16 protein-coding genes are annotated in these 24,138 nt (G+C 72.8%); 8 read left to right on the top strand and 8 right to left on the bottom strand.

Going from position 1 to position 24,138, the window contains the following annotated elements; all coding sequences use genetic code 11:
* The first annotated feature begins 45 nt into the window (after nucleotides 1-45).
* Nucleotides 46-1,545: a TPM domain-containing protein gene (locus tag SY2F82_RS12680; protein WP_200419104.1), complete on the top strand. Its 1,500-nt coding sequence runs from the start codon at nucleotides 46-48 to the stop codon at nucleotides 1,543-1,545.
* Here the strand turns inward: SY2F82_RS12680 and SY2F82_RS12675 are convergent.
* The 5 genes from SY2F82_RS12675 to SY2F82_RS12655 all read right to left on the bottom strand — a co-directional run bounded on the left by SY2F82_RS12675 (nucleotide 1,508) and on the right by SY2F82_RS12655 (nucleotide 7,046).
* Nucleotides 1,508-4,117: a SpoIIE family protein phosphatase gene (locus tag SY2F82_RS12675; RefSeq protein ID WP_200419103.1), complete on the bottom strand. Its 2,610-nt coding sequence runs from the start codon at nucleotides 4,115-4,117 to the stop codon at nucleotides 1,508-1,510. The genes SY2F82_RS12680 and SY2F82_RS12675 overlap by 38 nt on opposite strands.
* 276 nt (nucleotides 4,118-4,393) lie before the next feature.
* A complete protein-coding gene (locus tag SY2F82_RS12670; RefSeq protein WP_200419102.1) occupies nucleotides 4,394-4,825 on the bottom strand; it encodes an ATP-binding protein in 432 nt (143 codons plus the stop codon).
* A 344-nt stretch (nucleotides 4,826-5,169) separates the two neighbouring features.
* The gene (locus SY2F82_RS12665) at nucleotides 5,170-5,586 is read right to left on the bottom strand and encodes a (deoxy)nucleoside triphosphate pyrophosphohydrolase (RefSeq protein ID WP_200419101.1); all 417 of its coding nucleotides are present in this window, start codon (nucleotides 5,584-5,586) and stop codon (nucleotides 5,170-5,172) included.
* 55 nt (nucleotides 5,587-5,641) lie between these two features.
* Nucleotides 5,642-5,824: an SPOR domain-containing protein gene (locus tag SY2F82_RS12660; protein ID WP_200419100.1), complete on the bottom strand. Its 183-nt coding sequence runs from the start codon at nucleotides 5,822-5,824 to the stop codon at nucleotides 5,642-5,644.
* A 469-nt stretch (nucleotides 5,825-6,293) separates the two neighbouring features.
* The gene (locus tag SY2F82_RS12655) at nucleotides 6,294-7,046 is read right to left on the bottom strand and encodes a GntR family transcriptional regulator (protein WP_200419099.1); all 753 of its coding nucleotides are present in this window, start codon (nucleotides 7,044-7,046) and stop codon (nucleotides 6,294-6,296) included.
* Between the two features lie 453 nt (nucleotides 7,047-7,499).
* On the opposite strand from SY2F82_RS12655, the gene SY2F82_RS12650 reads away from it, so the two are divergent.
* Together SY2F82_RS12650 and SY2F82_RS38785 are read left to right on the top strand one after the other, a co-directional pair.
* Nucleotides 7,500-8,606, top strand: coding sequence for a pyridoxal-phosphate dependent enzyme (locus SY2F82_RS12650; RefSeq protein WP_200419098.1), 1,107 nt, complete (start codon nucleotides 7,500-7,502; stop codon nucleotides 8,604-8,606).
* A gap of 91 nt (nucleotides 8,607-8,697) precedes the next feature.
* Nucleotides 8,698-11,358 carry a SpoIIE family protein phosphatase gene (locus SY2F82_RS38785; protein WP_374707148.1) on the top strand — a complete coding sequence of 887 codons (2,661 nt, stop codon included), beginning with the start codon at nucleotides 8,698-8,700 and terminating at the stop codon, nucleotides 11,356-11,358.
* Nucleotides 11,359-11,367: 9 nt separating this feature from the next.
* On the opposite strand, the gene SY2F82_RS12635 is transcribed toward SY2F82_RS38785, so the two are convergent.
* A complete protein-coding gene (locus SY2F82_RS12635; protein ID WP_200419097.1) occupies nucleotides 11,368-12,507 on the bottom strand; it encodes an ABC transporter substrate-binding protein in 1,140 nt (379 codons plus the stop codon).
* A gap of 154 nt (nucleotides 12,508-12,661) precedes the next feature.
* On the bottom strand, nucleotides 12,662-15,400 hold the full coding sequence (locus SY2F82_RS12630; protein ID WP_200419096.1) for a SpoIIE family protein phosphatase: 2,739 nt from the start codon (nucleotides 15,398-15,400) through the stop codon (nucleotides 12,662-12,664).
* Between the two features lie 237 nt (nucleotides 15,401-15,637).
* On the opposite strand from SY2F82_RS12630, the gene SY2F82_RS12625 reads away from it, so the two are divergent.
* Together SY2F82_RS12625 and SY2F82_RS12620 are read left to right on the top strand one after the other, a co-directional pair.
* A complete protein-coding gene (locus SY2F82_RS12625; protein WP_200419095.1) occupies nucleotides 15,638-16,981 on the top strand; it encodes a serine hydrolase in 1,344 nt (447 codons plus the stop codon).
* A 207-nt stretch (nucleotides 16,982-17,188) separates the two neighbouring features.
* Complete coding sequence (locus SY2F82_RS12620) at nucleotides 17,189-18,910, top strand: ATP-dependent DNA helicase RecQ (protein ID WP_200419094.1); 1,722 nt, start codon at nucleotides 17,189-17,191, stop codon at nucleotides 18,908-18,910.
* A gap of 109 nt (nucleotides 18,911-19,019) precedes the next feature.
* On the opposite strand, the gene SY2F82_RS12615 is transcribed toward SY2F82_RS12620, so the two are convergent.
* Nucleotides 19,020-21,269, bottom strand: a complete 2,250-nt coding sequence (locus SY2F82_RS12615) for an N-acetylmuramoyl-L-alanine amidase (protein WP_236041385.1) — start codon at nucleotides 21,267-21,269, stop codon at nucleotides 19,020-19,022.
* A 438-nt stretch (nucleotides 21,270-21,707) separates the two neighbouring features.
* On the opposite strand from SY2F82_RS12615, the gene SY2F82_RS12610 reads away from it, so the two are divergent.
* The 3 genes from SY2F82_RS12610 to SY2F82_RS12600 all read left to right on the top strand — a co-directional run bounded on the left by SY2F82_RS12610 (nucleotide 21,708) and on the right by SY2F82_RS12600 (nucleotide 24,075).
* On the top strand, nucleotides 21,708-22,280 hold the full coding sequence (locus tag SY2F82_RS12610) for an RNA polymerase sigma factor (protein ID WP_200419093.1): 573 nt from the start codon (nucleotides 21,708-21,710) through the stop codon (nucleotides 22,278-22,280).
* Nucleotides 22,281-22,387: 107 nt separating this feature from the next.
* Nucleotides 22,388-23,104 carry a hypothetical protein gene (locus SY2F82_RS12605; RefSeq protein WP_200419092.1) on the top strand — a complete coding sequence of 239 codons (717 nt, stop codon included), beginning with the start codon at nucleotides 22,388-22,390 and terminating at the stop codon, nucleotides 23,102-23,104.
* A 188-nt stretch (nucleotides 23,105-23,292) separates the two neighbouring features.
* The gene (locus SY2F82_RS12600; protein WP_200419091.1) at nucleotides 23,293-24,075 is read left to right on the top strand and encodes a VOC family protein; all 783 of its coding nucleotides are present in this window, start codon (nucleotides 23,293-23,295) and stop codon (nucleotides 24,073-24,075) included.
* Nucleotides 24,076-24,138 lie beyond the last annotated feature (63 nt).

Genomic DNA, 24,138 nt, shown 5'->3' with positions numbered 1-24,138 from the left:
CCGCGCCCGGCCGCCGTGTTCCGAGCCGTGCGGAGGGTGCCTGTCGTGTTCGCCGTGGTGCTGGTACCGCACCACACCTCCACCGGGGATCTCGTGCTGCCGCTGGTCGCCGCGCTCGCCGCCGTCGCCGTGGCGGCGTACGCGTCGGTGCGGCGCAGGCTGCGCGCGGCGACCCGTACGACACCCGGCGGGATGCTGCCCACCGTCGTACCGCTGGACGAACTCGACCGGCGGGCCCGGCGGTTGCTCGTCGAGACGGACGACTGTGTGCGCACCAGCCGGGAGGAACTGGGCCGCGCGGCGGAGGCGTTCGGGGACGAGGCGGTACGGGAGTGCGCCGAGGCGGTGGAGTTCGCCGCGGTGGAGGTGGCACAGGCGTTCCGGCTGCGGCAGCGGTTCGACGACGGGGAGGGGCAGGCGCGAGGGCTGCTGGAGGAGATCGTCGAGCGGTGCGAGGCGGCCGGGCGGCGGCTGGACGCTCAGGCGCCCGAGTTGGACCGGATCCGAGCGCTGGAGCGGACCGCGGGCGAGGCGTTGGAGCGTGCCGGCGCACGGCTGCGGGAGGTGACGGCACGGGCCCCGGAGGCGGACCGCGCACTCGTCCGGATACGCGCGCGGTACGCCCTGTCGGCCTGTCTGCCGGTGGCCGGCCACGGCGACCAGGCGCAGGACCGGATGCTCTTCGCCACGACCGTCCTGCACCGGGCGCGGCAGGCGATGCGGGACGGCGCGACGGACGACGCGGTGGCCCTGCTGCGCGCCGCCGAGGCCGCGACCGAGCAGGCGACGGTCCTCGTGGACGGTGTGGTCCGGCTCGCCGCGGACCTGACGGCGGCGGCGGACCGCCTGCCCACGGCCCTGACCGACATGGAGGCCGACCTCGCGGAGGCCCGCGGGCTCCTGGGCACGGACACCGCCCGGGCGATCGCCCACGGGCAGTCGGTGGTGGCGCGGGTGCGCGAGGAGAGGAACGGGGAGGGGCCCTACGACCCCGTGGGCGCGCTGCGGCGCATCGAGCAGGCGGCCGTGGGGCTGGACCGGGCCCTGCACCGGGTGGCACGGGGTTCCGGCGCGCTGGGGCGGCTCGAGCGGGCCGTGCTCGTCGCCCGCAGTGCCGTCGGGGCGGCCGCCGACCATGTGACCACGCACCGCGGCGCCGTCGGCTGGGAGGCGCGGACGCGGCTCGCCGAGGCCGAGCGGCGGCTGCGCGGCGCGGTGAACACCGCTGTGCCGCCCGTCCCCGCGCCGGTCGACGCCCTCGCCGACGCCCGTGAGGCCGACGCACTCGCCCGGGAGGCCAGCCGGCTCGCGGAGCGGGACGTACGGGCGTACGGGACGCCGTACGGCGAGGGTCTCTGGACGGGCGGCGCCGTGCTCGGCGGCATCGTGCTGGAGGCGCGGCACCGCCCGGGCGGCCGCGGCGGGCCCGCGAGCTTCGGCGGGCCGGCCACCCGGGGGCGCAGGGACGGCGGCGAGCTGTTCCGGCCGGCGAACGCGGACCCGGTGCCTAGAACAGACTCAGCAACGCCTCCGCCGGGTCCGTGACGCCGCCCTCGCCGCCCGGCAGCGGGAGTTCGAACCACACCGTCTTGCCGCGCGGCGTACGGCGCGAACCCCAGGCCGCGGAGAGCATGCCGACCAGTTGCAGCCCGCGGCCGCCCTCGTCGGTGTCCCGGGCGCGGCGGCGGCGCGGCTGGACCAGGCCCGCGTCCCACACCTCGCACACCAGCGTCCGGTCGAGCAGCAGCCGGAGCCTGATCTCGCCCTCGCCGTAGCGCAACGCGTTGGTGACCAGCTCGCTGACGAGGAGTTCGGTGGTGTCGACCAGCGGTTCGAGGTCCCAGCTGAGCAGCTGTCCGCGCGCGTACTCCCGGGCCCGGCCCACGCTGCGTGGCTCGCGGGGGAGGGTCCAGTCGCCGACGGAGTCGGCCGGCAGTCCCTGTACACGTGCCATCAGCAACGCGATGTCGTCCTCGCCGTGATGGGTGTTCAGGGTGTTGAGGACGTGGTCGCAGACGTCCTCCAGTGGCTGGGAGGGGTCGGTGAGGGCGCCGACGAACGCCTGCAGACCCTCGTCCAGGGGGTGGTCGCGGGACTCCACCAGGCCGTCCGTGTAGAGCGCCAGCAGCGCGCCCTCCGGGAGTTCGACCTCGACCTCCTCGAACGGCTCGCCGCCCACACCGAGCGGCATCCCGGGCGGCACGTCCAGCATCAGCGCGGACTCGCCCGGCTCGACGAGCACCGGCGGGAGATGGCCCGCGTTGGCGAAGGTGCAGCGCCGCGTCACCGAGTCGTAGACCGCGTACACACAGGTCGCGAGGTAGACCTCGGACAGGTCGGCCTCGCGGGGCCGGCGGGCGGCACGGGTGGCCTGCTGGACGCCTCCGGGCGCGCCCAGGCCGCGCGCGATCTCGTCCAGTTGCGCGAGGACTTCGGCCGGTTCGAGGTCGAGCTGGGCCAGGGTGCGGACGGCGGTGCGGAGTTCGCCCATGGCGACGGCGGCGCGCAGGCCCCGGCCCATGACGTCGCCGACCACCAACGCGGTGCGATGGCCGGGGAGTTCGATGACGTCGAACCAGTCGCCGCCGACCTCGCTCGGCCGCCCGGTCGCCGCGTTGCCCGGCAGATACCGGCAGGCGATGTCCAGGCCGGAGGCCTCCGGGTCGCCCGGCGGGAGCAGGGACCGCTGCAGGATCAGCGCCCGCTCGTGCTCGCGGCGGTACAGGCGCGCGTTGTCGATGCAGACCGCGGCGCGCGCGGCGAGCTCCACGGCGAGCGCGCGGTCGCGTTCCCCGAACGGCTCGCTGCCCTTCGTGCGGGAGAACTGCGCGAGGCCGACCACGGTGTCGTGCGCGACCATCGGGACCGCGAGGGTGGACTGGATGAGGCCGCCGTCCTCGGCGGAGATGTGCCGGGGGCGCGCGGTGCGCAGGGCGTCGGCGAAGGCGGAGTTGAAGGAGAAGTGGTGCACCGCGCCGACCTCGACGGGCGCGGGCCCGCCGGCCAGGGGCGCGTCCGAGACGGCGCTGGCGAACGCGACCCGGCGCAGCTCGGCGCTGCCGTCGGGCAGGCCCGGCGGTGTCTCGTCGCCGGCCAGGAGGCCCTGGTAGAGGTCGACGGTGGCGAGGTCGCAGAAGCCGGGCACGACCACGTCGAGGAGTTCGCGGGCGGTGGTCTCCAGGTCGAGGGAGTTGCCGATGCGGGCGCCGGCCTCGTTCAGCAGGGCGAGGTTGCGGCGGGCTGCGGCGGCCTCGCGGGCGGCGGCGCGCCGCGCGGTGATGTCGGTTCCGAGCCAGGCGATCCCGATGGGCCGGCCGCTGCCGCTGTGCACGCGGTAGAGGTTGACGGACCAGTGCTTGCGTTCGTCGGAGTCGGGGACGAACCCCGTGATGTGCATGTCCGTGATGGACTGGCCGGTCTCCAGGACGCGCCGCAGCGTGGCGGTGATGCGCTCGGCCTCCGGGGACTGCACGTAGTCGTGGACGGTGCGGCCGCGGTGGTCCGCGGGCGTGCCGCCGAACGTGGAGGCGAACCGCTCGTTGGCGCGGCGTACCCGCAGGTCGGAGTCGATCAGCAGGAAGCCGAAGGGAGATTGGCCGAATATCGCCTGCGAGGCGGCGAGATCGGTCTCGATGCTGCGGAGGGTGCGGGCGTCGACGATGATGCACACCGCGCCCTGTTCGCCGTCCTCGGTCGTGGTGGGCATCACGTAGACCTCGGCGAGCCCCTCGGTCCGCTCCGCGCCGGGCAGCCGGAAGGGGATGACGCCGGTCCACTCGCGGCCGTCCAGGATCTCGGCCATCTTGCGCTGGCCGCGCTCGCGCAGGTCCGGGGCGACGAACGCCTCGATGGGGTCCATGCCCACGGCCCGCTCGGCGGGGATGCCGAAGAGATGCTCGGCGCGCAGGCTCCACTGGTCGACGAGCCCGTCGGGGCCGAGGGAGAACGAGGCGACCTTGATGTAGTCGTAGATGGAGCCGGGGGGACTGCTCTGCCACAGGGGACCGCCCGCCGGGTCGCGCGGTTCGACGGCCGCGGCGGCATCGACCGCGGCCCCGCCCCTCGCGCCGTCCGACGGGTCCTCGGACTCCGTGGCCTTCGCTGGTATCTCGCTCACGCGAACCGTCCCCTCCAGCTCACCGCGTCCGGCACCGGTCACCGGGGGCGGCTGCCCGCAGTATCCAGCACTACGGTGCCGCACAACACGGTGTTCACGATCACAGCACGATCCCGATGGTTTTTGGACCGGCCGGGCAATACTCCCAGTCTTCTAACCAGGTGGCGCCCGCTCGAACCAAAGAACGCCGCCCGCGCTCCTGGCTCGATCCGATCGGTCGGTGCGCGCCCCGCCGGCCGCGCCGGTGACGCACTGCCGTGCACCGGATGAGCGCGGTCAGCAGGGAACCGCGAGCTCGAACCAGACCGTCTTTCCGGTGTCCGCGGGCCGGGTGCCCCAGCGGCGCGAGGAGTGGGCGACCAGCTGCAGACCGCGGCCGTCCTCCTCGTCGGAACGGGCCTTGCGCTCGCGGGGCAGGTCGGGGAGCGGGTCGGAGACCTCGACGAGCAGGGTGGTCACGGGGCCCGCGGCTCGGACGAGACGGACGCCGATGGGGCCCGTGGCGTGCCGCATCGAGTTGGTGACCAGCTCGCTGACCAGCAGCGCGGCGACATCGCCGAGCTCGTCGAGACCCCAGGTGCGCAGCTGGCCCCGGACTACGGCGCGGGCGGTGCGTACCGCACCGGGGTCCGCGGAGAACGTCCACTCGGCGCTTTCGCCTTGGGTGTCGAGCACGCCGATCACTTCCCAGGCCAGAAGCCCACCCATGTCCGGTTTCGTGGGGTTAATGGGCACATACCCGATATCAATGGCGCCTTACCGCGCACTGGGGCGCACTGTGGCACGAACGGCGTATGGGGCGCCAGCCCCTGGTGCAACACCAGTCCCATCACCACCAGCGGCCGAGAGACCGTGACGCCCCCGCTCCGGGGCGCGACTTGCGGCTTTTCCGCAGGTGGGGACCGTGGGATTCCGGCCTGCGCGGCGACGGGGGCCGCTCACAAGGCGGGCACAGGCTTTACCGAATCCATGCACAGGAGCCCGAGTTCACACGGCTGGGGCACGGTCGTCCAACCGCCGTGACCCGCTCGGCGGGGCGAGAGTTCGAGGCTCTATGAGGCGCCGTGGTGCGGGAGCGGCTGCCACGCGGCCCGTACCGCTTCGACCGCCGCGACGTCCTGATCGAGCCAGTCGACGTCCCAGACCTGCTCGGGGGTCAGCCAGCGCAGCTCGTCGTGGTCCTGGAGGGGCTCGGGGGTGCCGGCGACGAGGCGGGCGGTCCACACGCGCAGGACGTACCCGGGCTTGAGGGGCCACTCCCCCGGGACGCATGCGACGGGCTCCGCCGTGACGCCGAGTTCCTCGCTCAGCTCGCGCACGAGGGCCTGCTCGGGGGTCTCTCCGGGTTCGACCTTGCCGCCGGGCAGCTCCCAGCGGCCGGCGAGTTCCGGGGGTGCGCTGCGGCGGGCGGCCAGGAGGCGGCCGCCGTCCAGCACGGCGGCGCCGACCACCACGATCGGTTGCGTCATGCGCCGGAGCCTACGGGAGCCGCGCGACGGGTCACCCACGCGTGACCGGCGCGGCTCACGTGCCTGCGTTCTGTCCGATGCGCTCGACCCAGTAGAGCTGTTTGTGGCCGCGGTCGCCGAGGCTGTCCACGATCTTCTGCGCCTCGGCGCGGGTGGCGTACCTGCCCACGCGGTAGCGGTTGCCGTTGTCGTCCTGCCGTATGACGAGCCAGGGCAGAGTGACCGTGCTGTCGTTCATCGCGCCCCACTGCTCCTTCCCGCCCCTGCCCGCCCGAGTCCCGTCCCCGGCTTCGGCCGCGCCCCGCCCACCAAGGAAACCGCACTGCGCATATGCCCGAGCCTACGCCTTACCTTCACGCAGCGAATCCGACTTTTCACAAAGAGGTACGCAACCAGCCATGACAGAGGGGGCGCGCGCCGTCACACGCGCCCCCTAACACGCCCCTGGTGCACGCGGAGCAGCGTGAAGCGCCGGGGGGTGGGGCGGCGAGAAACGACCGGATTGCAGCGGCGGGACAGCGTGGGCGGCGCGACAACCGGGGGCCCGGGAAAGCGACTTGAAGGAGGGCGGGCGCAACGACCGGGGCGAGGCGTGTCGGCGGCGGACGCCGGGGCTCGTGGAGGCGGGTGTGGCGGTGCTCCCGGAGGCGGGCCTACGCCGCCCCCTTTCGGCCACTGCACCGGCTTCCGGCTACACCGGCTTCGGGCTACTTCACCGGCAGGTGGTACGCCACCCGGTACCTGTCCGCGGGTACCACCACGTCCGCCGTCTCGACCGGGCGGCCCGAGGCGTAGAACGTCCGCTGGATGACCAGGACCACATGGCCGGGGACGCCACCCAGGGCCAGGAGTTCCTCCGCGAGGCCGGGGCGGGCGCCGACCTCCTCCGTGACGTTGTCCACGATCACGTCGATGGCCGCCATCCGCTCCACGACCCCCATGCCGCCGAGCGGACCCTCCTCGGGCAGCATCACCGGGGTGCGCCCCGTCAGCGCGAGCGGCTCCCACGACGTGGAGAGCATCATCGCCTCGCCCGCGTCCCGGAACATGTACTTCGTGCACATCACCCGGTCACCCGGCCGGATGGCGAGCCGCTCGGCGATCTCGCCGCTCGCCGCCGTCTGCTCGCTGTGCGATTCCCAGGTCCCGCGCGCGGAGGCGTCCGCCTGCTCCTGGCGGAACGGGGTCGCGCCGCTCTCCGGCCGGAACCCGGAGCGCGCGATGCGCCGCGGATCCGGCCGCTCCCGGACGTAGGTGCCCGATCCGGAGCGGCCCTCCACCAGCCCCTCGGCCATCAGCACCTTGCGCGCCTCCAGGGCGACCGTGTCCGAGACGCCGTACTCCTCGCGGATGCGGGCCTGGGACGGCAGCCGGGTGTGCGGTGGCAGCAGACCGTCGACGATCTTCTTGCGCAGATCACCCGCGACACGCAGATACGCCGGCTGCTCACCGAAAGTCACTGGCCGCTCCCATCAGGTTGTACAGACAGCAACAGCGTGGCAACCGTCGGTTCCGCCATGCAAGCACAGGCCAAAGAATCACCCGATGTGATGACTTCTCCGTGCCGAGGGCTTTACCCAGGCACTTTCTCCCCGTTATGGACGCCGTCACACCTGCCCCGAACACGGAAGCGGCGCAGTTCTCATGACAGAGAGTCAGGAGGGCCGAGAACCAGTGCCTTCCGTTCGGGTCATGCCGGGCTCGCGGGGGCCCGGTACGCACTCCCCCACTGCCTCAACGGCGTGGGGGCACCCCCAGCGGCGTTGTCGTCGGCCGCCGACTCCCCCACGCTCGAACACGCTCGCGCGGGGGGACCCCATCGCGTTGGTTCCCTCCTCCGCCTTGCAGCTGCACGCACCAGACCCCGCTCCCTGATCCGGCCTGATCCAAACGAAAGACCCTAGCCTTCTCGCATGACACCTTTGCCGGACTGTTACTGCCCGGCGGACGGCACCCGGGTGGCCGCGGAGTCGCTCGCCTGGTGCTGCCCCGTCTGCTGCGGCCCGCTGGACCTGGACTTCGCGCCCACGCCCGCCCCGCTGAAGTCCCTCGGCGGCCGGGTGAACTCGCTGTGGCGGTACGCGGAGACGCTGCCGCTCGCCGGGCCCTCGGTCAGTCTCGGCGAGGGCCGCACCCCGCTCGTGGAGCTGACGGACGGCATCTCGGCGAAGCTGGACTTCCTGATGCCGACGCTGTCCTTCAAGGACCGCGGCGCGGTGCTGCTCGCCGAACTCGCGCTGCGCCTGAAGCCCCGGCAGGTGATCGCCGACAGCAGCGGCAACGCGGGCACGGCGATCGCCGCGTACTGCGCCCGGGCCGCACTGCCGTGCACGGTGTACGTCCCCGAGGGCACCTCGGCCAAGAAGCTGGAACAGATGGAGGCCCACGGGGCGCGGGTGCGGCCGGTCGGGGGTGGGCGTGAGGCGGCGGCACGGGTGGCGCGCGACGCGGCGGACGAGCCGGGGGTGTTCTACGCGTCGCACGTCTTCAACCCCTACTTCCTGCACGGCACGAAGACGTACGTCCACGAACTGTGGGAGGACCTCGGCGGGCGGCTCCCGGACGTGCTCGTGCTCCCCGTCGGCAACGGCACGCTGCTGCTGGGCGCCTCCCTCGCGATCACGGAGCTGTACGGGGCGGGGCTGCTCGACCGCCGCCCGGCGCTGTACGCGGTGCAGGCGGCGGCGGTCGCCCCGCTGGCACGCGCGTGGGAGGAGGGCGCCGAGGACCTGGTGGACATCACTCCCGCGGGGCCGACGTCCGCCGAGGGGATCGCGATCCCGCGGCCGCCCCGGGCCCGCCAGATCCTGCGCGCGGTTCGCGATTCGGGGGGCACGTTCCTCACGGTGACCGAGGACCAGATCCGCCACGCCCAACTGGACCTGGCGTCCCGGGGCCTGTACGTGGAGTCGACGGGCGTGGCCTGCTGGGCGGCCGTACGGGAGGGAGCCCTCGGGTCCCGCAGTGCGGTGGTGCCGCTGTGCGGGGCGGGGCTGAAGACGGGGCTGGCCGGCCCCTGAGACCACCGGGCCCGAAACGCCCTCCCCGGCCCGGTCGCCCCGCCCGGTGACGAAGAAGCGCTCCCTGCCGATTCTCCACATAATGGGCAAGGTGGGTGACAGTACCGCACTTTCGACTCGTCCCGCCGGCCGCCCCGCCCCCGGCACGGGGCCCGGCCGGAAAGGGCTCAAGAGCGGCGCCCTCGGCATGTTCTCCTCGGTCGTCATCGGCCTGGCCTCGACAGCCCCGGCGTACAGCCTGGCGGCCACCCTGGGCCTCATCGTGGCGGCCGTGGGACTGCAGGCCCCGATCGTCACCATGCTGGCGTTCGTCCCGATGCTGCTGATCGCGTACGCCTACCGGGAGCTGAACGCGTCCAACGCCGACTGCGGGACCGCCTTCACCTGGGCGACCCGCGCCTTCGGGCCGCGCACCGGCTGGATGGGCGGCTGGGGCCTGATCGTCGCGGACATCCTCGTCCTGGCCAACCTCGCCGAGATCGCCGGGATCTACGGCTTCCGGCTGGTGGGCCTGGACGGCCTGGCGGAGAGCCGGCTGTGGACCACCGTGGCGGGCATCGTCTGGATCGTCGTCCTGACCGCCGTCTGCTACATCGGCATCGAGATCTCGGCCGCCCTCCAGCGCTGGCTGCTGTGCATCGAGGTGGCGGTGCTGGTCCTGTTCGCGGTGACCGCGCTGGTCAGGGTCTACACGAGCGCTCCCCCGACGGCGATCCACATCTCCGCCTCCTGGTTCGATCCCTTCCAGGTCTCCTCGGCGAAGGCGCTGACCTCGGGCCTCCTCGTGGCGGTGTTCATCTACTGGGGCTGGGACACCGCCGTCTCGGTCAACGAGGAAACCGTCGACAGCACCCGCATCCCCGGGCGCGCCGCAGTGGTCTCCACCGTGCTGCTCCTGGTCACCTACGCACTGGTGTCGACATCCGCGCAGGCGTTCGCCGGGGTCGGCAGCTCGGGCATCGGGCTGGGCAACACCGGCAACTCGGGCGATGTGCTCTCCGGGCTGGGCGAGGCCGTCTTCGGCAGCCACGGCCCGGGGCTGGTGTTCTCCCGGCTGCTGATCCTGATGGTGCTGACCTCGGCGCTGGCCTCCACCCAGACGACCATCCTGCCGCTGGCCCGCACCGTGTTCTCCATGGCGGTCCACAAGGCGCTGCCCGCCCGGTTCGCCCGGGTCCACCGCAGGTTCCTCACCCCGACCTGGTCGACCGTCGGCATGGGCGCGCTCTCCATCGCCGTTCTGCTCCTGCTGACCTCGTTCAGCCGGGACTTCCTGGCCGACTCGGTCGAATCGGTCGGTCTCGCGATCGCGTTCTACTACGGGCTGACCGGCTTCGCCTGCGTGTGGTACCACCGCAGGGTCCTCACCCGCAGCGCCGGTGACCTGCTGTGCAAGGGCGTGCTGCCGGGGCTCGGCGGTCTGCTGATGCTCGCGCTGTTCCTCTACGCCGCCTTCGGCGTCTACGCGGACCCCGGCTACGGCGCGACGGTCGTCGACCTGCCGCTGATCGGCCCGACGGGCGGGGTCACGGTGGTGGGTCTGGGCGCCCTGCTGCTGGGCTTCGTGCTGATGCTGGTGATCACCCGTGAGCACACCGCGGCCCTCAACCTCCAGCGGAGCCTGCTCCCGCACCGCCTGCCGCCGCACACCGCCGTGCAGGCCGCGAGCCGCTATCTGCCCGCCGACAACGGGTCGGGGGTGGGGGGCGACTGGTTCGACGTGATCCCGCTGTCGGGCACCCGGGTCGGTCTGGTCGTCGGGGACGTGGTCGGCCACGGCCTGCGGGCGGCCGCCACCATGGGGCGCCTGCGTACAGGCGTACGCGTGCTGGCCCGGCTGGACCTGGCCCCGGACGAGCTGCTCGCCCGGCTGGCCGACCTGGTCGAGCAGACCGCGCACGAGCACGCGCCCGGCCATGCGGGCCGCGGCCGGCACGCCGACGAGGCCAGGGGGGTGACCTGCCTGTACGCGGTGTACGACCCGGTGTCGGGACAGTGCAGCATGGCGCGGGCGGGCCGGTCGCCACTGGCGGTCGTCCCGCCGGACACGGGCGTCGCCGACTACCCGGAGCTCCCGACCGGCCCGCCGCTCGGAGGCACCGGCCCGCCCTACCAGTCCGCCGAACTGCGGCTCGCGCCGGGCAGCCTGCTCGCCTTCTTCACGGAGGGCCTCTTCCAGGCGGCGGACGGCCCCGAGGCCGGGTCCGGCCTGCTCGCCCGGTCCCTCGCCGATCACCGCGAGTCATTGGAGGAGCTGTGCGACCGGGCGGTGGCCACGCTGCTGCCCGGGCCCGTGGACGAGGACGCGACGCTGCTGCTGGTCCGCACCCGCCTGCTGGACCGCAACCGGCTCGCGCAGTGGGAGCTGGCGGCGGATCCGGCGGCCGTCGCCTCCGTCCGCAACACCGTCGGCAAGCAGCTCGGCGACTGGGGTCTCGACGACCTCGTGTTCACCACCGAGCTCATCGTGACCGAGCTGGTCACCAACGCGATCCGTTACGTCGGGGGACCGATCCAGGTGCGTCTGATCCGCACGGAGCCGATCAGCGGCTTCGCCGCGGGCTCCCTGATCTGCGAGGTGTCCGACACCGGGCACACCGCTCCGAACCTGCGTCACGCCGCGAGCGACGACGAGGGGGGCCGGGGCCTGTACATCATCGCCCAGATGACGCACCAGTGGGGGACGCGCTACACCCCGACAGGAAAGATCATCTGGACCGAGCAGCCGCTGCCGCCCACCGACTCCTCGTAGGCGTGCCGGTCAGCCGGAGACGGCCGCCGTCCAGCCCCGGTCGACAGCCCGCCTCGCCTTCTCCACTTGCGCGTCCGTCGGGAACTGCGGTGTTCCCTCCACCGTCGGCAGCCGGGCGGCGGCGGTCTTGTCCAGGGTGCCGTCCTGCCGCATGACGTCCATGAGGACCGGGCGGGCATAGCCGTAGAGCCGGAGGTTCTGGCCCTCCGTGCTGAACACGTACTCCTGCCACAGGCGGGCGGCCGCCGGGTGCGGGGCGTGCCTGTTGACCGCCAGCGCGTAGTACTGGGCGAAGCTGCCGTCGAACGGGATGGAGACCTGCCAGTTCACGCCCGTGCCGCGGAGCTCGTCGGCCGCGTGAAGGTTGTTGTAGTCCCAGTTGACGGTGATGGGTGTCCGGCCGTCCCGGACCGTCGCCGAGGTGGCGGGCAGCGGATTGAAGTTGCCGCTCTTCTTCAGCTTGGCGAAGAAGTCGATGCCGGGCCGGATGTCGTCGAACGACCCGTTGTTCGCCAGCGCGGCCGCGTAGACGCTGGCGAAGGCGGTCTCCGACCGGGTCGGGTCGCCCGCGAGGGCGACCATCCCGTTGTAGGCGGGCTTCAGCAGATCGGCGAAGGTCTGGGGGCAGGGCTTGACGCGCCGGGCGTCGCAGCCGATCGAGATGTAGCCGCCGTAGTTGTTGGACCAGCGGCCCCCGGCGTCCTTCTGGTTGCCGGGGATCGCGTCGAACGCCGCGACCTTGTACGGCGCGAGCAGGTTCTGCCGCGCCGCCGTCCGGGCGAAGGTGTCGCCGACGTCGATCACGTCGGGGGCGGTCCGCCGCGTTCCGCTGCTTCTGAGGGCGTTGATCTCGTCCTGGCTGTGCCCCAGTGGGTCCTGGACGGTCACCTTGATCCCGTACTTCTTCTGGAAGCCGTCGATCAGGCCGCCGTAGTCGGCCCAGTCACGCGGGAGCGCGATCGCCGTGAGCCCGCCCTCCTTCTTCGCCGCGGCGGCCAGCGCCCGCATGCCGCCCGCGTTCTCCGCGGAGGTCGCCGTCGCCGGCTTCTCGAGCCGGGTGGTCGGTGGGCCGCCGCAGGCGTTCAGACACAGTGTCGTGAGGGCGAGGCAGCCGAGGACGGCTGCGGCTCGGCCACGGGGTGCGGTCACGACGGCTCCAGACGGGGTGCGAGGGGGCGATCGTGGGGTTTCGGAGCTCTCGGGCCTTCAGCCGCGGTACGGGTACCGCGTCGGCCCTTCGGTCATCCAGGCCAGCGTACCCACGCCGGGTGACCGCGCAGGTGAGGCGGTGTGTGCGGCGCCCTCACAGGGCCGTGTCCTCCCACTGGTCCAGCAGGATCTCGCCGAGCCCTTCGGCGCTCGGCGTGGCGCCGCCGTGGAGGGACTGTTCGGCCCAGATGACCTTGCCGGTGCCCGTGTAGCGGGTGCCCCAGCGCTCGGCGAACTGGGCGACCAGGAACAGTCCACGGCCCCCCTCGTCGGTGACCTTCGCCCGGCGCAGCCGGGGCGAGGTGCTGCTGCCGTCCGCCACCTCGAAGATCAGGGCGCGGTCGCGCAGCAGCCGGACGGAGACGGGTTCGCCGCCGTAGCGGATCGCGTTGGTGATCAGCTCGCTGAGGATGAGCTCGGCGGTGAAGACGTTCTCCTCCAGGCCCCACTCCGTCAGCCGGCGGACGCAGGCGGTGCGCACCGGGCCCACCGCCGCCGGGTCGAGGGGCACCTGCCACTCGGCGACCCGGTCGGGGCCGAGACAGCGGGTGCGGGCCACCAGCAGCGCGATGTCGTCCGTGGGCCGCTCGGGCAGCAGCGCGTCCATCACCCTCGCGCAGGTGGCCTCCGGGGTGCGGTCGGGTCCGGTCAGGGCGGCGCGCAGGGTCGCGAGACCGGTGTCCAGGTCGCGGTCGCGGTCCTCGACCAGGCCGTCGGTGAAGAGCACCAGCCGCGATCCCTCGGGCACGTTCAGCTCGGTGCTCTCGACGGGCAGACCGGCGCACAGGCCGAGGGGCGGCGAGACGGGCACCGGGGGGAAGTCCACGCTCCCGTCGGGGTGGACGACCGCCGGTCCCGGGTGGCCCATGGTGGCGATGGCCAGCTGCCCGGAGACGGGGTCGTAGACGGCGTACTGGCAGCTCGCCCCCGCGATCCCCTGCCCGTCCTCCCCTGCGGTCACCTCCTCGGAGTCGATCTGGGACACCAGTTCGTCCAGTCGGCCGAGGAGCTCGTCCGCGGGCATGTCCAGGCCCGAGAAGTTGTGCACGGCGGTCCGCAGCCTGCCCATGGTCGCCGCGGCGTGCAGACCGTGGCCCACGACGTCGCCGACCACCAGGGCCACCCGGGCGCCGGACAGCGGGATGACGTCGAACCAGTCGCCGCCCACCCCCGCCTGCGCGGGCAGGTAGCGGTAGGCCACGTCGAGGGCGGACTGCTCGGGGAGCCCGCGGGGCAGCAGGCTGTGCTGCAGGGTGACGGCCATGGTGTGCTCACGGGTGAAGCGGCGGGCGTTGTCGATGCTCACCGCGGCCCGGGCGACCAGCTCCTCGGCGAAGGACACGTCCTCCTCGTCGAACGGCGGGGAGGTGCGCCCCCGCCAGAAGTCGACCGATCCCAGCACCACCCCGCGGGCCCGCAGCGGGACCGCCAGCAGGGAGTGGATGCCGTGGTCGAGGATGCGCCGGGACCGTACGGCGTCCTGGGCCACCCAGCTGTCGTCCGCGCTCAGGTCCCTGACGAGGACCGCCTGTCCGCCTTGCATCGCCCGGGCGACGGGGTGGGCGGGGATGAACCGGACCAGTGCGCCGACGGGGTAGAGGAGACGGTCGTCGTGCAGGCCCGCGACCGCGACCCGGCGCACGTCGGGGGTCGCCGCGGAGGGCTCCCCGCCGGACAGGACCGGGTCCAGCAGTTCGACGGTGACCACGTCCGCGAACCGGGGTACCGCCACCTCCGCCAGTTCCTCGGCGGTGCGCTTCACGTCCAGGGTGGTGCCGATCCGGCCCCCGGCGTCGTAGAGCAGTTTCAGGCGTTCGCGCGCCACCTCCGCCCGGCCGGACAGTGCGAGCAGCTCCGTGGTGTCCCGGAGCGTCACCACGCTGCCGGCCGGTCCGTGGGGTGCGGTGGGCCGCTTGTTGACCGCCAGGAGGCGGTCGGCCGCGAGGTACACCTCGTCGGTGGCCGGGCGGTCGGAGGCCAGCAGCCCGGGCAGGTCCTCCTCGAGTCCCAGATCGGTGACATGGCGCCCCTCCGCGTCCGCCGGCAGCTCCAGCAGCCGCCGTGCCTCGTCGTTGGCCAGCAGCAGCCTGCCCTCCGCGGAGATGATCAGCACGCCTTCCCGTACGGCGTGCAGGACCGCGTCGTGGTGCTCGTACATGCGGGTCATCTCCGTCGGGCCCAGGCCATGGGTCTGCCGCCGCAGCCGGCGGCTCACCAGTGCGGACCCGCCCACGGCGATGACCAGCGCCGCGGCGGCGCCGCCGAAGAGCACCGGCAGCTGCCGGTCCACCCGGTGCTGCACCTTCTCGACCGTGACGGGAACGGAGACGATGGCGACGACCGAGCCGTCGGGGGCCCTGACCGGGACCGCCGAGATCACCGAGAGCCCCAGGGACCCCTGAAAGGTCCTGGTGAACGGCTTGCCGGCCGCGGCCTGCGCGTAGGGGCCGATGACATGCTTGCCGATCTGGTGGGGATCGCTGTGGGTGAGGGTGATCCCGTCCAGCCGGTACACGATGACGGCGTCGACACCCGCGGCCTTCCGTGTCGCCTCGGCATGCGGCTGGAGCACCGCGCTCGGATCCGGGCTGTTCAACGCGGCCACGATCCCCGGCGAGTTGGCGAACGTCTGCGCGGTGGCGAGCGTGCGGTTCCGGGCGTCCGCCATGTTGTCGCGTCGGGCCTGCACCACGAGAGCCACCAGCGTGGCGGCGACCAGCAGCACCACGACGGCGAACTGCAGGAGAAAGACCTGCCCGGCGAGACTGCGCACGCTCAGCGAGCGGCCGGGACGGCGCCGGCGGCGCACAGACCGACCGGATTCTCCAGCCATATCCCCTTTCTATCGTTTACGGGATGGAACGCGCACACGCAAAGGTCCTGGGTGCCGTGCTGAGACCCGCCCCCGCCCTTGCCGTCGCCCGGTCGGAACCGCCTGACCGAAATCCGCTCGTCCGCCGGTAGTACCCCCGCTCCTCCGCGTGCACGATGCCTCTCACCACCGCCCCGGCGAAGATCACCGTCAGGATCTTTCCCGGTTCCCGCACGCAGAGAGGCTGTGGAGACGACCATGCACTTAGCACGCCGGAACGAGCGACGCCCGGCCCCGACGAGACGGGGATGGGCCGTTGCCCTCGCCTGTGCCGCGGCCCTTGTCACCTCGGCTGCCGCGCTCCCCCAGGCACAGGCGGCCAGCCGCCCGGCCACCCCCGCCGCCGCTGCCCACCGGCCGGCCACGGACCGGGCGGCCCTGGCAGATGCTCTCGAGGCCATCCACACCGCCGGCATGTACGGCGCCTACGCGGCCGTGCGGGACGGCGACACCATGTGGCGCGGTGCCGCCGGTGTCGCCGACCGGGACACCGGCCGTCCGGTGACGCCGGACATGGAGCAGCGGATCGGCAGCATCTCCAAGGCGATGACCGCCGTCGCCCTGCTCCAGCAGGTCGCCGCGGGCCGCCTCGACCTGGACGCGCCCGTCTCCCGGTACCTCCCCGGCCTCGTCCCCGGACAGCGCGGTGACCGGATCACCGTGCGGATGCTGCTGAACCACACCAGCGGTATCGGGGACTACGTCCTCTACGCCTTCCCGTCGTTGCAGACGCTGTCCACGAGCAGCCTGGACGAGAACCGCTTCCGGCACATCGACCCGCGGGAGCTGGTCCGGATGGGAGTGCAGGCTCCGCCGACCGGCGCTCCCGGCGAGAAGTGGTCGTACTCCAACACGAACTACATCATCGCGGGGCTGCTGCTCGGCAAGCTCACCGGCGAGAACCCCGAGCGGTACATCACGCGCAACGTCATCCGCCGGGCTGGTCTGCGGCACACGTACTTCCCCGTCAGCCCGCGCATCACCGGCCCGCACCCGAAGCTGTACGAGTCCTTCTACGGACTGATCGACCCACCGCGCGACTACAGCGTCTACGACATGTCCTGGGCCGGGACCGCCGGCGCCGTCGTCTCCACCATGGCGGATCTCGACCGTTTCTACCGGCAGCTGCTCACCGGCCGGCTGCTCCCCGCAGCCGAACTGGCCGAGATGGAGACGACGGTCCCGATGACCGACGACCAGGGCAATGTGACGGGGCATTACGGTCTGGGCCTCATACGGTTCGACTGGGGATGCGGCACGTTCTGGGGCCACAGCGGCGCGGTGTTCGGCGCCGAGACTTGGGGGATCTCCAGCCCGGACGGCCGCCGGCAGATGGCGCTCGCCTACAACCTGTCGAAGTACGACAAGCTCGGACCGGACGGCACGGTGACCCCGAGCCCGATCGACGACGCCATCAACACGTTCGTGGCGAAGGCCCTGTGCGCTTCCACCACCGGTTCGCCGGCCCTGCGGTCGGCCGGGGTGGACCTCGCCCCGGCGCATGCCGCCGACTGGCGGTCACTGCCGGCCGCGAGGCGCTGACGGCCGAAGAAGCACTGACAGCCGCAGAACAAGGGGGCCGCTCCCGAAGGGACCGGCCCCCTTTCCCCGTCGCGGGCCACGGGTCACCCCCGCGTGGGTTGCTCGCTCCCTGTCACCGGCGACGGATACGCGCCCGGCCCCGGGGTACTCGCCCGACGTCGCGGTCGCGGGACTTGCCCGTGTCCGCGTCGAGCGAAGGAGCGTGCCGTGGCACGGAAGGGGCGGCCGCCGTCAGGGCGGCGGGACCGGGCCGCGCGTCTGCGCGCCATCGCCGCCGACGTGTTCGGCTGGGAGCGGCTTCTGCCCGAGCAGCTCACGGCCATGGAGTGGGTGCTGGACGGCGAGGACACCCTCGTCGTCATGCCGACCGGGTCCGGCAAGTCGGCCATCTACCAGGTCACCGCCCTGATGGTGTCCGCTCCGGTCGTGGTGGTGTCGCCGTTGCTGGCCCTCCAGATGGACCAGATCGCCGGCCTGCCGGACGGCGAGGGCGCACCCGGTGCCGTCGCGGTCAACTCCGACCTGGGCGCTGCGGATACGGAGGCCGCCTGGAAGGCGGTGTGCCACGGCGACGCCCGTCTGCTGTACCTGTCGCCGGAGCAGTTGGCCAAGGACGATGTCGTGGACAGGCTCGCCGAGGCGCGCCCCGGTCTGTTCGTGGTGGACGAGGCCCAGTGCGTCTCCACCTGGGGCCACGACTTCCGTCCCGACTACCTGCGTCTGGAGCACGCGGTACGACGTGTGGGCGGACCCCCGGTCCTGGCCCTGACCGCGACCGCCGCGCCCCCGGTGCGCAAGGAGATCGCCGAGCGGCTCGGCATGCGCCGGCCGCGGCTGATGGTGGCCGGATTCGACCGGCCGAACATCCGGCTGGAGGTCCGCCGCTTCCTGGACGAGGACGACCGCCGCCGGGCCGTGGTCGAGCGGGCCGCCGCCGAGCCGAAGCCGGGCATCGTCTATGCCGCGACCCGCAAGGACAGCGAGTACTACGCCGCGGAACTGGCGGCCCTGGGACTGTCCGCCGAGGCCTACCACGCCGGCCTGCGCGCCGCCGAGCGCGCCCGCGTCCACGACGCCTTCCTCAGCGGCGAGGCGGACGTCGTGGCGGCGACCTCCGCGTTCGGCATGGGCATCGACAAGGAGGACGTACGGTTCGTCCTGCACGCCTCGCTGCCGGGCTCGCTGGACGCCTACTACCAGGAGATCGGCCGCTGCGGCAGGGACGGCCGCCCAGCCCTCGCCGTACTGCACTACCGGACCGAGGACACGGGCATGCAGAACTACTTCGCCGGCCGCAGCCCCGGTCGGAACTCCCTGTCGGAGGTGGCCCGGGCCGTCCACGACCACCGCGCGGACCCGGCGGACCCCGACCGGCTGCGCGAGGCCACGGGACTGTCCCGCAACCGGGTCACCGCGGCGGTGAACCTGCTGGAGGAAGCGGGCGCCGTCACCACGGGGCAGGACGGCGAGGTCCGCCCGACCCCCGGGGTTCCGGCCGGCCGGGCTGCCGAGCAGGCGCGGCAGACGGCCGAGGCACACCGCCGGACCGACCGGTCCCGCGTCGACATGGCCCGCGCGTACGCCGAGACGACCGGCTGCCGGCGGCACTTCCTGCTCGGCTACTTCGGAGAAGCCTTCGAGGCGCCGTGCGGGAACTGCGACATGTGCGACGAGGAAGCCGCCGAGGGAACCGATGGCGGAGCGGACACTCGGGCCTGCGCCCACCCCGCTGCGAAGTCGTTCCCCGTCGGGACCGAGGTGCGCCATGAGCAGTGGGGCGACGGCACGGTGCTCAGCCAGGACCAGGACCGCATCACCGTGCTGTTCGACCAGGCCGGTTACCGCACCCTGTCCCTGGAGGCGGTGGCCGAGCACGACGACCTGCTGACGGTGGTGCGCCGGCCGGGCGAGCACAGGTCGGCCGGCTGACCACGCGGGCGCACCCGACGTCATGCCGCGGTCCCCACACGCCGACCGGCGCATGCGGGACCGCATGCGCCGGTCGGACGGCACGCCGCCATGTCGGCGGCGTCGGGGGTCACTTGATGTAGACCAGGCCGTCGGTGGTGACGGTGGGACGGCCGCTGGTGCCGACCACCACGATCTTGACGGTGTGCTGGGCGCTGCCGGCCCACGTCTTGGTCCAGATCGCCTGCCGGTAGAGGGTGGTGGAGGACTTCAGATCCACCGTGGCGACCTTGGTGCCGTCGACGTAGACGTAGGCCTGGCCGGAGCTGGAGGCGCGGGAGACCACCCAGGCGGCGGAGCGGCCGGTGAAGGTCCAGGTCAGGCTGGCGCCCTTGGAACCGCTGGAGTAGGACTTGCCGCCGAGGTAGCTGGTGGAGGATCGGGTGGTCCAGCTGCCGGACTTGGCGGCGGAGCTCTCCTGGAGGATCACCGGGGTGTACGCCGGGGAGACCGTGCGGTAGTTGCCGGCGTAGTCGTAGGCACGCATCGACCAGGTCGTGGCCGTGCCGGACGCGGCGGTGCGGCTGGAGCCGGTGGTGGTCGGACCGAAGGTGGCCGTGGTCGGGGACAGCAGCTTCACCGAGCTGAGCGCGGTGTTGTCGGCGGCCTTCCAGCCCAGGGTGACCGGGACGGCCCCGGTGTTGACGGCGCCGGTGCGCAGGGAGAGCGTCGGGGTGGTGGTGAAGGTCGGCGCCGTCGTCTCCGCCACGACGTTCACCGAAGCGCTGGTGGCGGTCTTGCCGGACTGGTGGACGGCCTGTACCGCGACGGTGTGGCTGCCCAGGGGCAGGGTGGCACCGGCGGAGGTGGCGGAGCCGGGGGCGGTGGCCACGGTCTTGCCGTCGACGAGCAGCTTGAAGCTCGAGATGAGCGAGGCCGGCGTGGTGGCCGTCCAGCGCACCGTGACGGCGCCCTTGGTGTAGAACGTCGAGCCGGAAAGGCCCGCGCCGTCGACCGAGGAGACCTTCAGGCCCTGCACCGGGCCGGACGCCCAGGCGCGGACGGTCGGCAGCTGGTTGTAGAGGGACCCGCCGGGGCACTGGGTGTTGTAGCCGTCGCGGTGGCCGGAGATCCGCTGGAACGTGTACTTGCCGCCCGCGGTGAAGCTGGTGCCGAAGTAGTTCGTCTGGGTCGCGCCCGAGGTGAGCTGGACGGTCCCGGAGGGATCAGCGCCGTACTGGCCGAGCTTCCAGGCCGCCACCCGGGCGATCGAGGCCAGCGCGGCGTTGGTGGCGCTGGTGGAGGTGTACTCACCGAGCACCGCGATGCCCGCGGACTCCCGGTTCCAGCCGTAGGTGTGGGCGCCCAGCACCGGCAGGCCGACGCCGCCCTTGCGGCCCTCGAAGAGGGTGCCGCACTTGTCGACGAGGAAGTTGTAGCCGATGTCGTTCCAGTGGTTGACCTGCGTGTGGTACGCGTAGATGCCCCGCACGATCGACGCGGAGTCGGCGCAGGAGTAGTCGTTGGCCCCGTCGGTGTGGTGGACGAAGACGGCCTTGACGTCCGCGTTGTACTGCGACGGGTCGGGGCTGAGCGACTCGTCGGCGCCCCAGTCGGCGCGCGAGGTGATCGGCGGTTCGGGCACGGTGGACGGCGGTGCGGACGGCGTGGTGGCCGACGCGCTCGTCGTGGGTGAGGCGGACACCGAGTCGGTCGGGGTGGCCGTGGGCGCGGTGTCGGGCGGCGCCGGGGTGCTCTGACCGTCCGCGGGCGGGGTGGTGGTGCCGTCGCCGGGTGCGGCGGAGTCCGTGGATGTGGCCGAGTCGGTCGGTGTGGTCGAGTCGGTCGGTGCGGTCGAGTCGGTGGGCGTGGCACCGGGACTCGTCTCGGCGACGAACGCGGCCGGCTCACCGGTGGAGGACCTGGTCTCGGCGTCGGTCACCACGCCCGGGTCGACCAGGTTGACCTCGAGTCCCTTGGGCAGCGGGCCGGTGGTGCCGTTCTTGCGGACGACCTGTACCTGGACGCCGTCGGAGGAGCCGACCCAGAGGGGTTCGGAGGCGCCGCGCACACGGGGGCCGGGCTTCTCCAGCGGGTCGACGTTCACTTCGAGGTCGCGCCAGGCGCTCCACTCGCCGGTCTCGAGGCTGCGGGTGCGCACCTGCGCCGTGCCGTCGAGCCGCTTGGCTCCGCCCGTCCACGAGACGCCGACCATCGAAAACTGCTCGGTGTCCGTGCGCGGCAGTTCCCGCCTGCCGGCGTCGGTGCCTTTCAGCGTCAGGTCGTAGACCTTCACCGGCCGCTTGGCGCGGCCCGCCGCCTGATGGTCGGAGGGGCTGGCGACGGCATAGGTCACCACGCCCCCGCCCCCCAGGACCACGGCACCGAGCGTCAGCCACACCCGACGCTTGAGACTCAGCGGTCTGTACGCATGCGACGTACGACGACTCACGACGTATCCACCCCTCGAGGGCCCACACGGGCGGGCCACAGAACAAAGTCACGGAGGGAGCACACCCGTCACAGGGGTGACCCACCCCCCCAGCGCGGCCGGGCCGGTGAACATCACAGGGAAACAGGCCGGAGTGACGCGGATCACTGCGTTCGCCGCACGCCTGGGGTCGTCGGCGCACTCGGTCCCAACTATCGGTGTCGTCCGAATGGCATCCGAATGGCGTTCGAATGGCGTCCGGGCCGCTGTGACATTCCTGTGCGGCCCGGCGCTGATGATCATGTAGGGGCGGGCAGCAGCGACTCGCGGCACCGCGACGGGGGTCCACCGCCGCGGGCTCGACGAACGGGCGGACTGGGACAGGTTGTGGGCCAGAAAGGCGAGCCCCGCGGCGGGCAGCCGCGGGACGCGGAGTTGGGTGCCGCCGTCGCGCGGGCTCAGGACGGCGACGAGGCCGCCTTCACGGTCGTGTACCGGATCGTGCAGCCCGGGCTGCTGGGTTACCTGCGCGGGCTCGTCAAGGACGACGCCGAGGACGTGGCGTCCGAAGCCTGGCTGGAGATCGCCCGCGACCTGGGCCGGTTCAAGGGCGACGGCGCCGGCTTCCGTGGCTGGAGCGCGACCATCGCCCGTCACCGGGCCCTGGACCACCTGCGCCGCCGTCGTAGCCGCCCCGTGCCTGCCGCGCTCGATCTGGACCTCATGGAGCTGCCGGGGCCGGACAGTGCCCATGACCAGGCGCTGGAGGCTCTCTCGACCGAGCGCGCACTGGAACTGGTGCGCAGCCTGCCCCGTGATCAGGCCGAGGCGGTGCTGCTGCGCGTCGTCGTCGGCCTCGACGGGCCGGCCGCCGCACGTGTCCTCGGCAAGCGGCCCGGCGCGGTCCGCACCGCCGCGCACCGCGGGCTGAAACGGCTGGCCCGCCAACTCGGCGCCTGAGCTGTGACAGGGACAGCCGTCCATACGCTGAGGCAGTCGAAATGAGCAGCAACGGCGCCAGACACGTACAACGAACGAGCAACGATCACGCAAGGACGGACACAGGCATGGGCGACCGACACAGCGACGGCGGAGCATTCGCCCGTCGACGCGCCGGCGCGGACCGCCCAGTGACCCACGCGGACAGCGCGGCCGGTCTCACGGACCTGGAAGCGGCGCTCGGTCACGCGTTGCGCGCCGACGCCCTTGATACGACCGCCGAGCGGCGAGCGATGGCCGCCTTCCGCGCCGCGCGCGACGCAGGGGTGCACAAGGAGGCGCGGACCCGGAGGCGGGACGACTGGAGTGCGCGGCGCAGCCCTGCCGGGCGCTCGGTGAAAGCCACCGTCGCGCTCTTCGTCGCCACCTTCGCCGTGGGCGGTGTCGCCATCGCGGCGATCGGCTCGCCCGACTCCGCCGTGAGCCCGCGGGACGTCCCTGGGCAGCGGCGTCCGTCGCCGACGGCTGCGCAGCCCTCCAGGACGGCGCCGGAGGCGGCCGAGCCCACCCTGTCCGCCACCCCGTCCCCGCAGGACCGTCCGCTCACGGCCAAGGACATCCAGGCCCACTGCCGCGCGTACGCGTCGGTGAAGGGCCGGGGCAAGGCGCTGGACTCGACGGCCTGGCAGCGGTTCCTCGCAGCCGCCGGCGGAGAGGACGACGTCGCTGCCTACTGTGCCGACCAGTTGTCACAGGAGCGGACCGGCGACGCGGGCAAGCCCAGCGGTACGCCGAACGGCAGGTCCGCCGACAAGAAACCCGGGCAGGCAGGCCGCAGCGGCTGAGGAAGCCGAGGAAGCGGCGGGCGCCGCCCGACCGAGCTGCCACATGGCTCAACCGGGAGCACCGACCGGGGGTTTCCTTCCCGCCGCCGGGTGAAACCCACGGGCCCGCTGAGCCGGTGCGCCGAGCCCTGTCCATGGGGTCGGCATAGTGGCGGGGATCTCCGCACCGCACGCGCAGGAGGAAACACATGCTCGGCACCGACTTCCGCACCGGGTCACCCAACTGGATCGACCTCGGCAGCCCGGACACGGACGCGGCTGCCGCCTTCTACGGCGCCGTCTTCGGGTGGCAGTTCGTGTCCGCGGGGCCGGAGGCGGGCGGCTACGGGTTCTTCCAGAAGGACGGGAGGACCGTCGGTGCCCTCGGGCCGCTGACCGAGGAGGGGGCCGGGTCGGCCTGGACGACGTACTTCCAGAGCGACGACATCCAGGCCACCGCCCGCGAGGTGGTCGCCGGCGGGGGTGGTGTGCGTGCCGAACCCATGGACGTCATGGGCGAGGGCTGGATGGCCCAGTTCACCGATCCGCAGGGGGCGCGGTTCGCCGTGTGGCAGCCCGGGCGGACCAAGGGCCTGGAGATCACGTCGCAGGACGACACGCTGGTGTGGGTGGAACTGCACGTGGGCGACCCGGAAGCCGCAATCCGCTTCTACAACGCGCTGTTCGGCTGGCGTTCGCAGGAGATGCAGGCGCCCGGCATGACCTACCAGGTGCTCAGCATCAAGGACGGCGACCAGCAGGAGGGGTCCTTCGGCGGCGTGGCTCCGCTTCAGGACGAGCGGGAGGAAACGCGCTGGGTGCCGTACTTCGCCGTGGCCGACGCCGACGCCACCGTCGCGGCGGTGCAGGGCAACGGCGGGACGGTGCTCATGCCGGCCACGGACGTGCCGGACGTCGGACGCATCGCCTGGCTGGCGGACCCGGGCCAGGCGGTGTTCGCCGTGCTGAAGCCGAACCCGCGCCAGGGCTGACCCGGCGACGGGGGTTACGGTGACGGGCCGGCCGTTCCCCCGGGCGGCGGTCGGCGAACCGTC

The organism is Streptomyces sp. Y2F8-2, from assembly GCF_014905555.1.
In the GTDB taxonomy this organism is placed as follows: Bacteria; Actinomycetota; Actinomycetes; order Streptomycetales; family Streptomycetaceae; genus Streptomyces; species Streptomyces cynarae.
The sequence above is the reverse complement of the archived record's forward strand: the minus strand, read 5'-3'. Positions and strand labels throughout refer to the sequence as shown.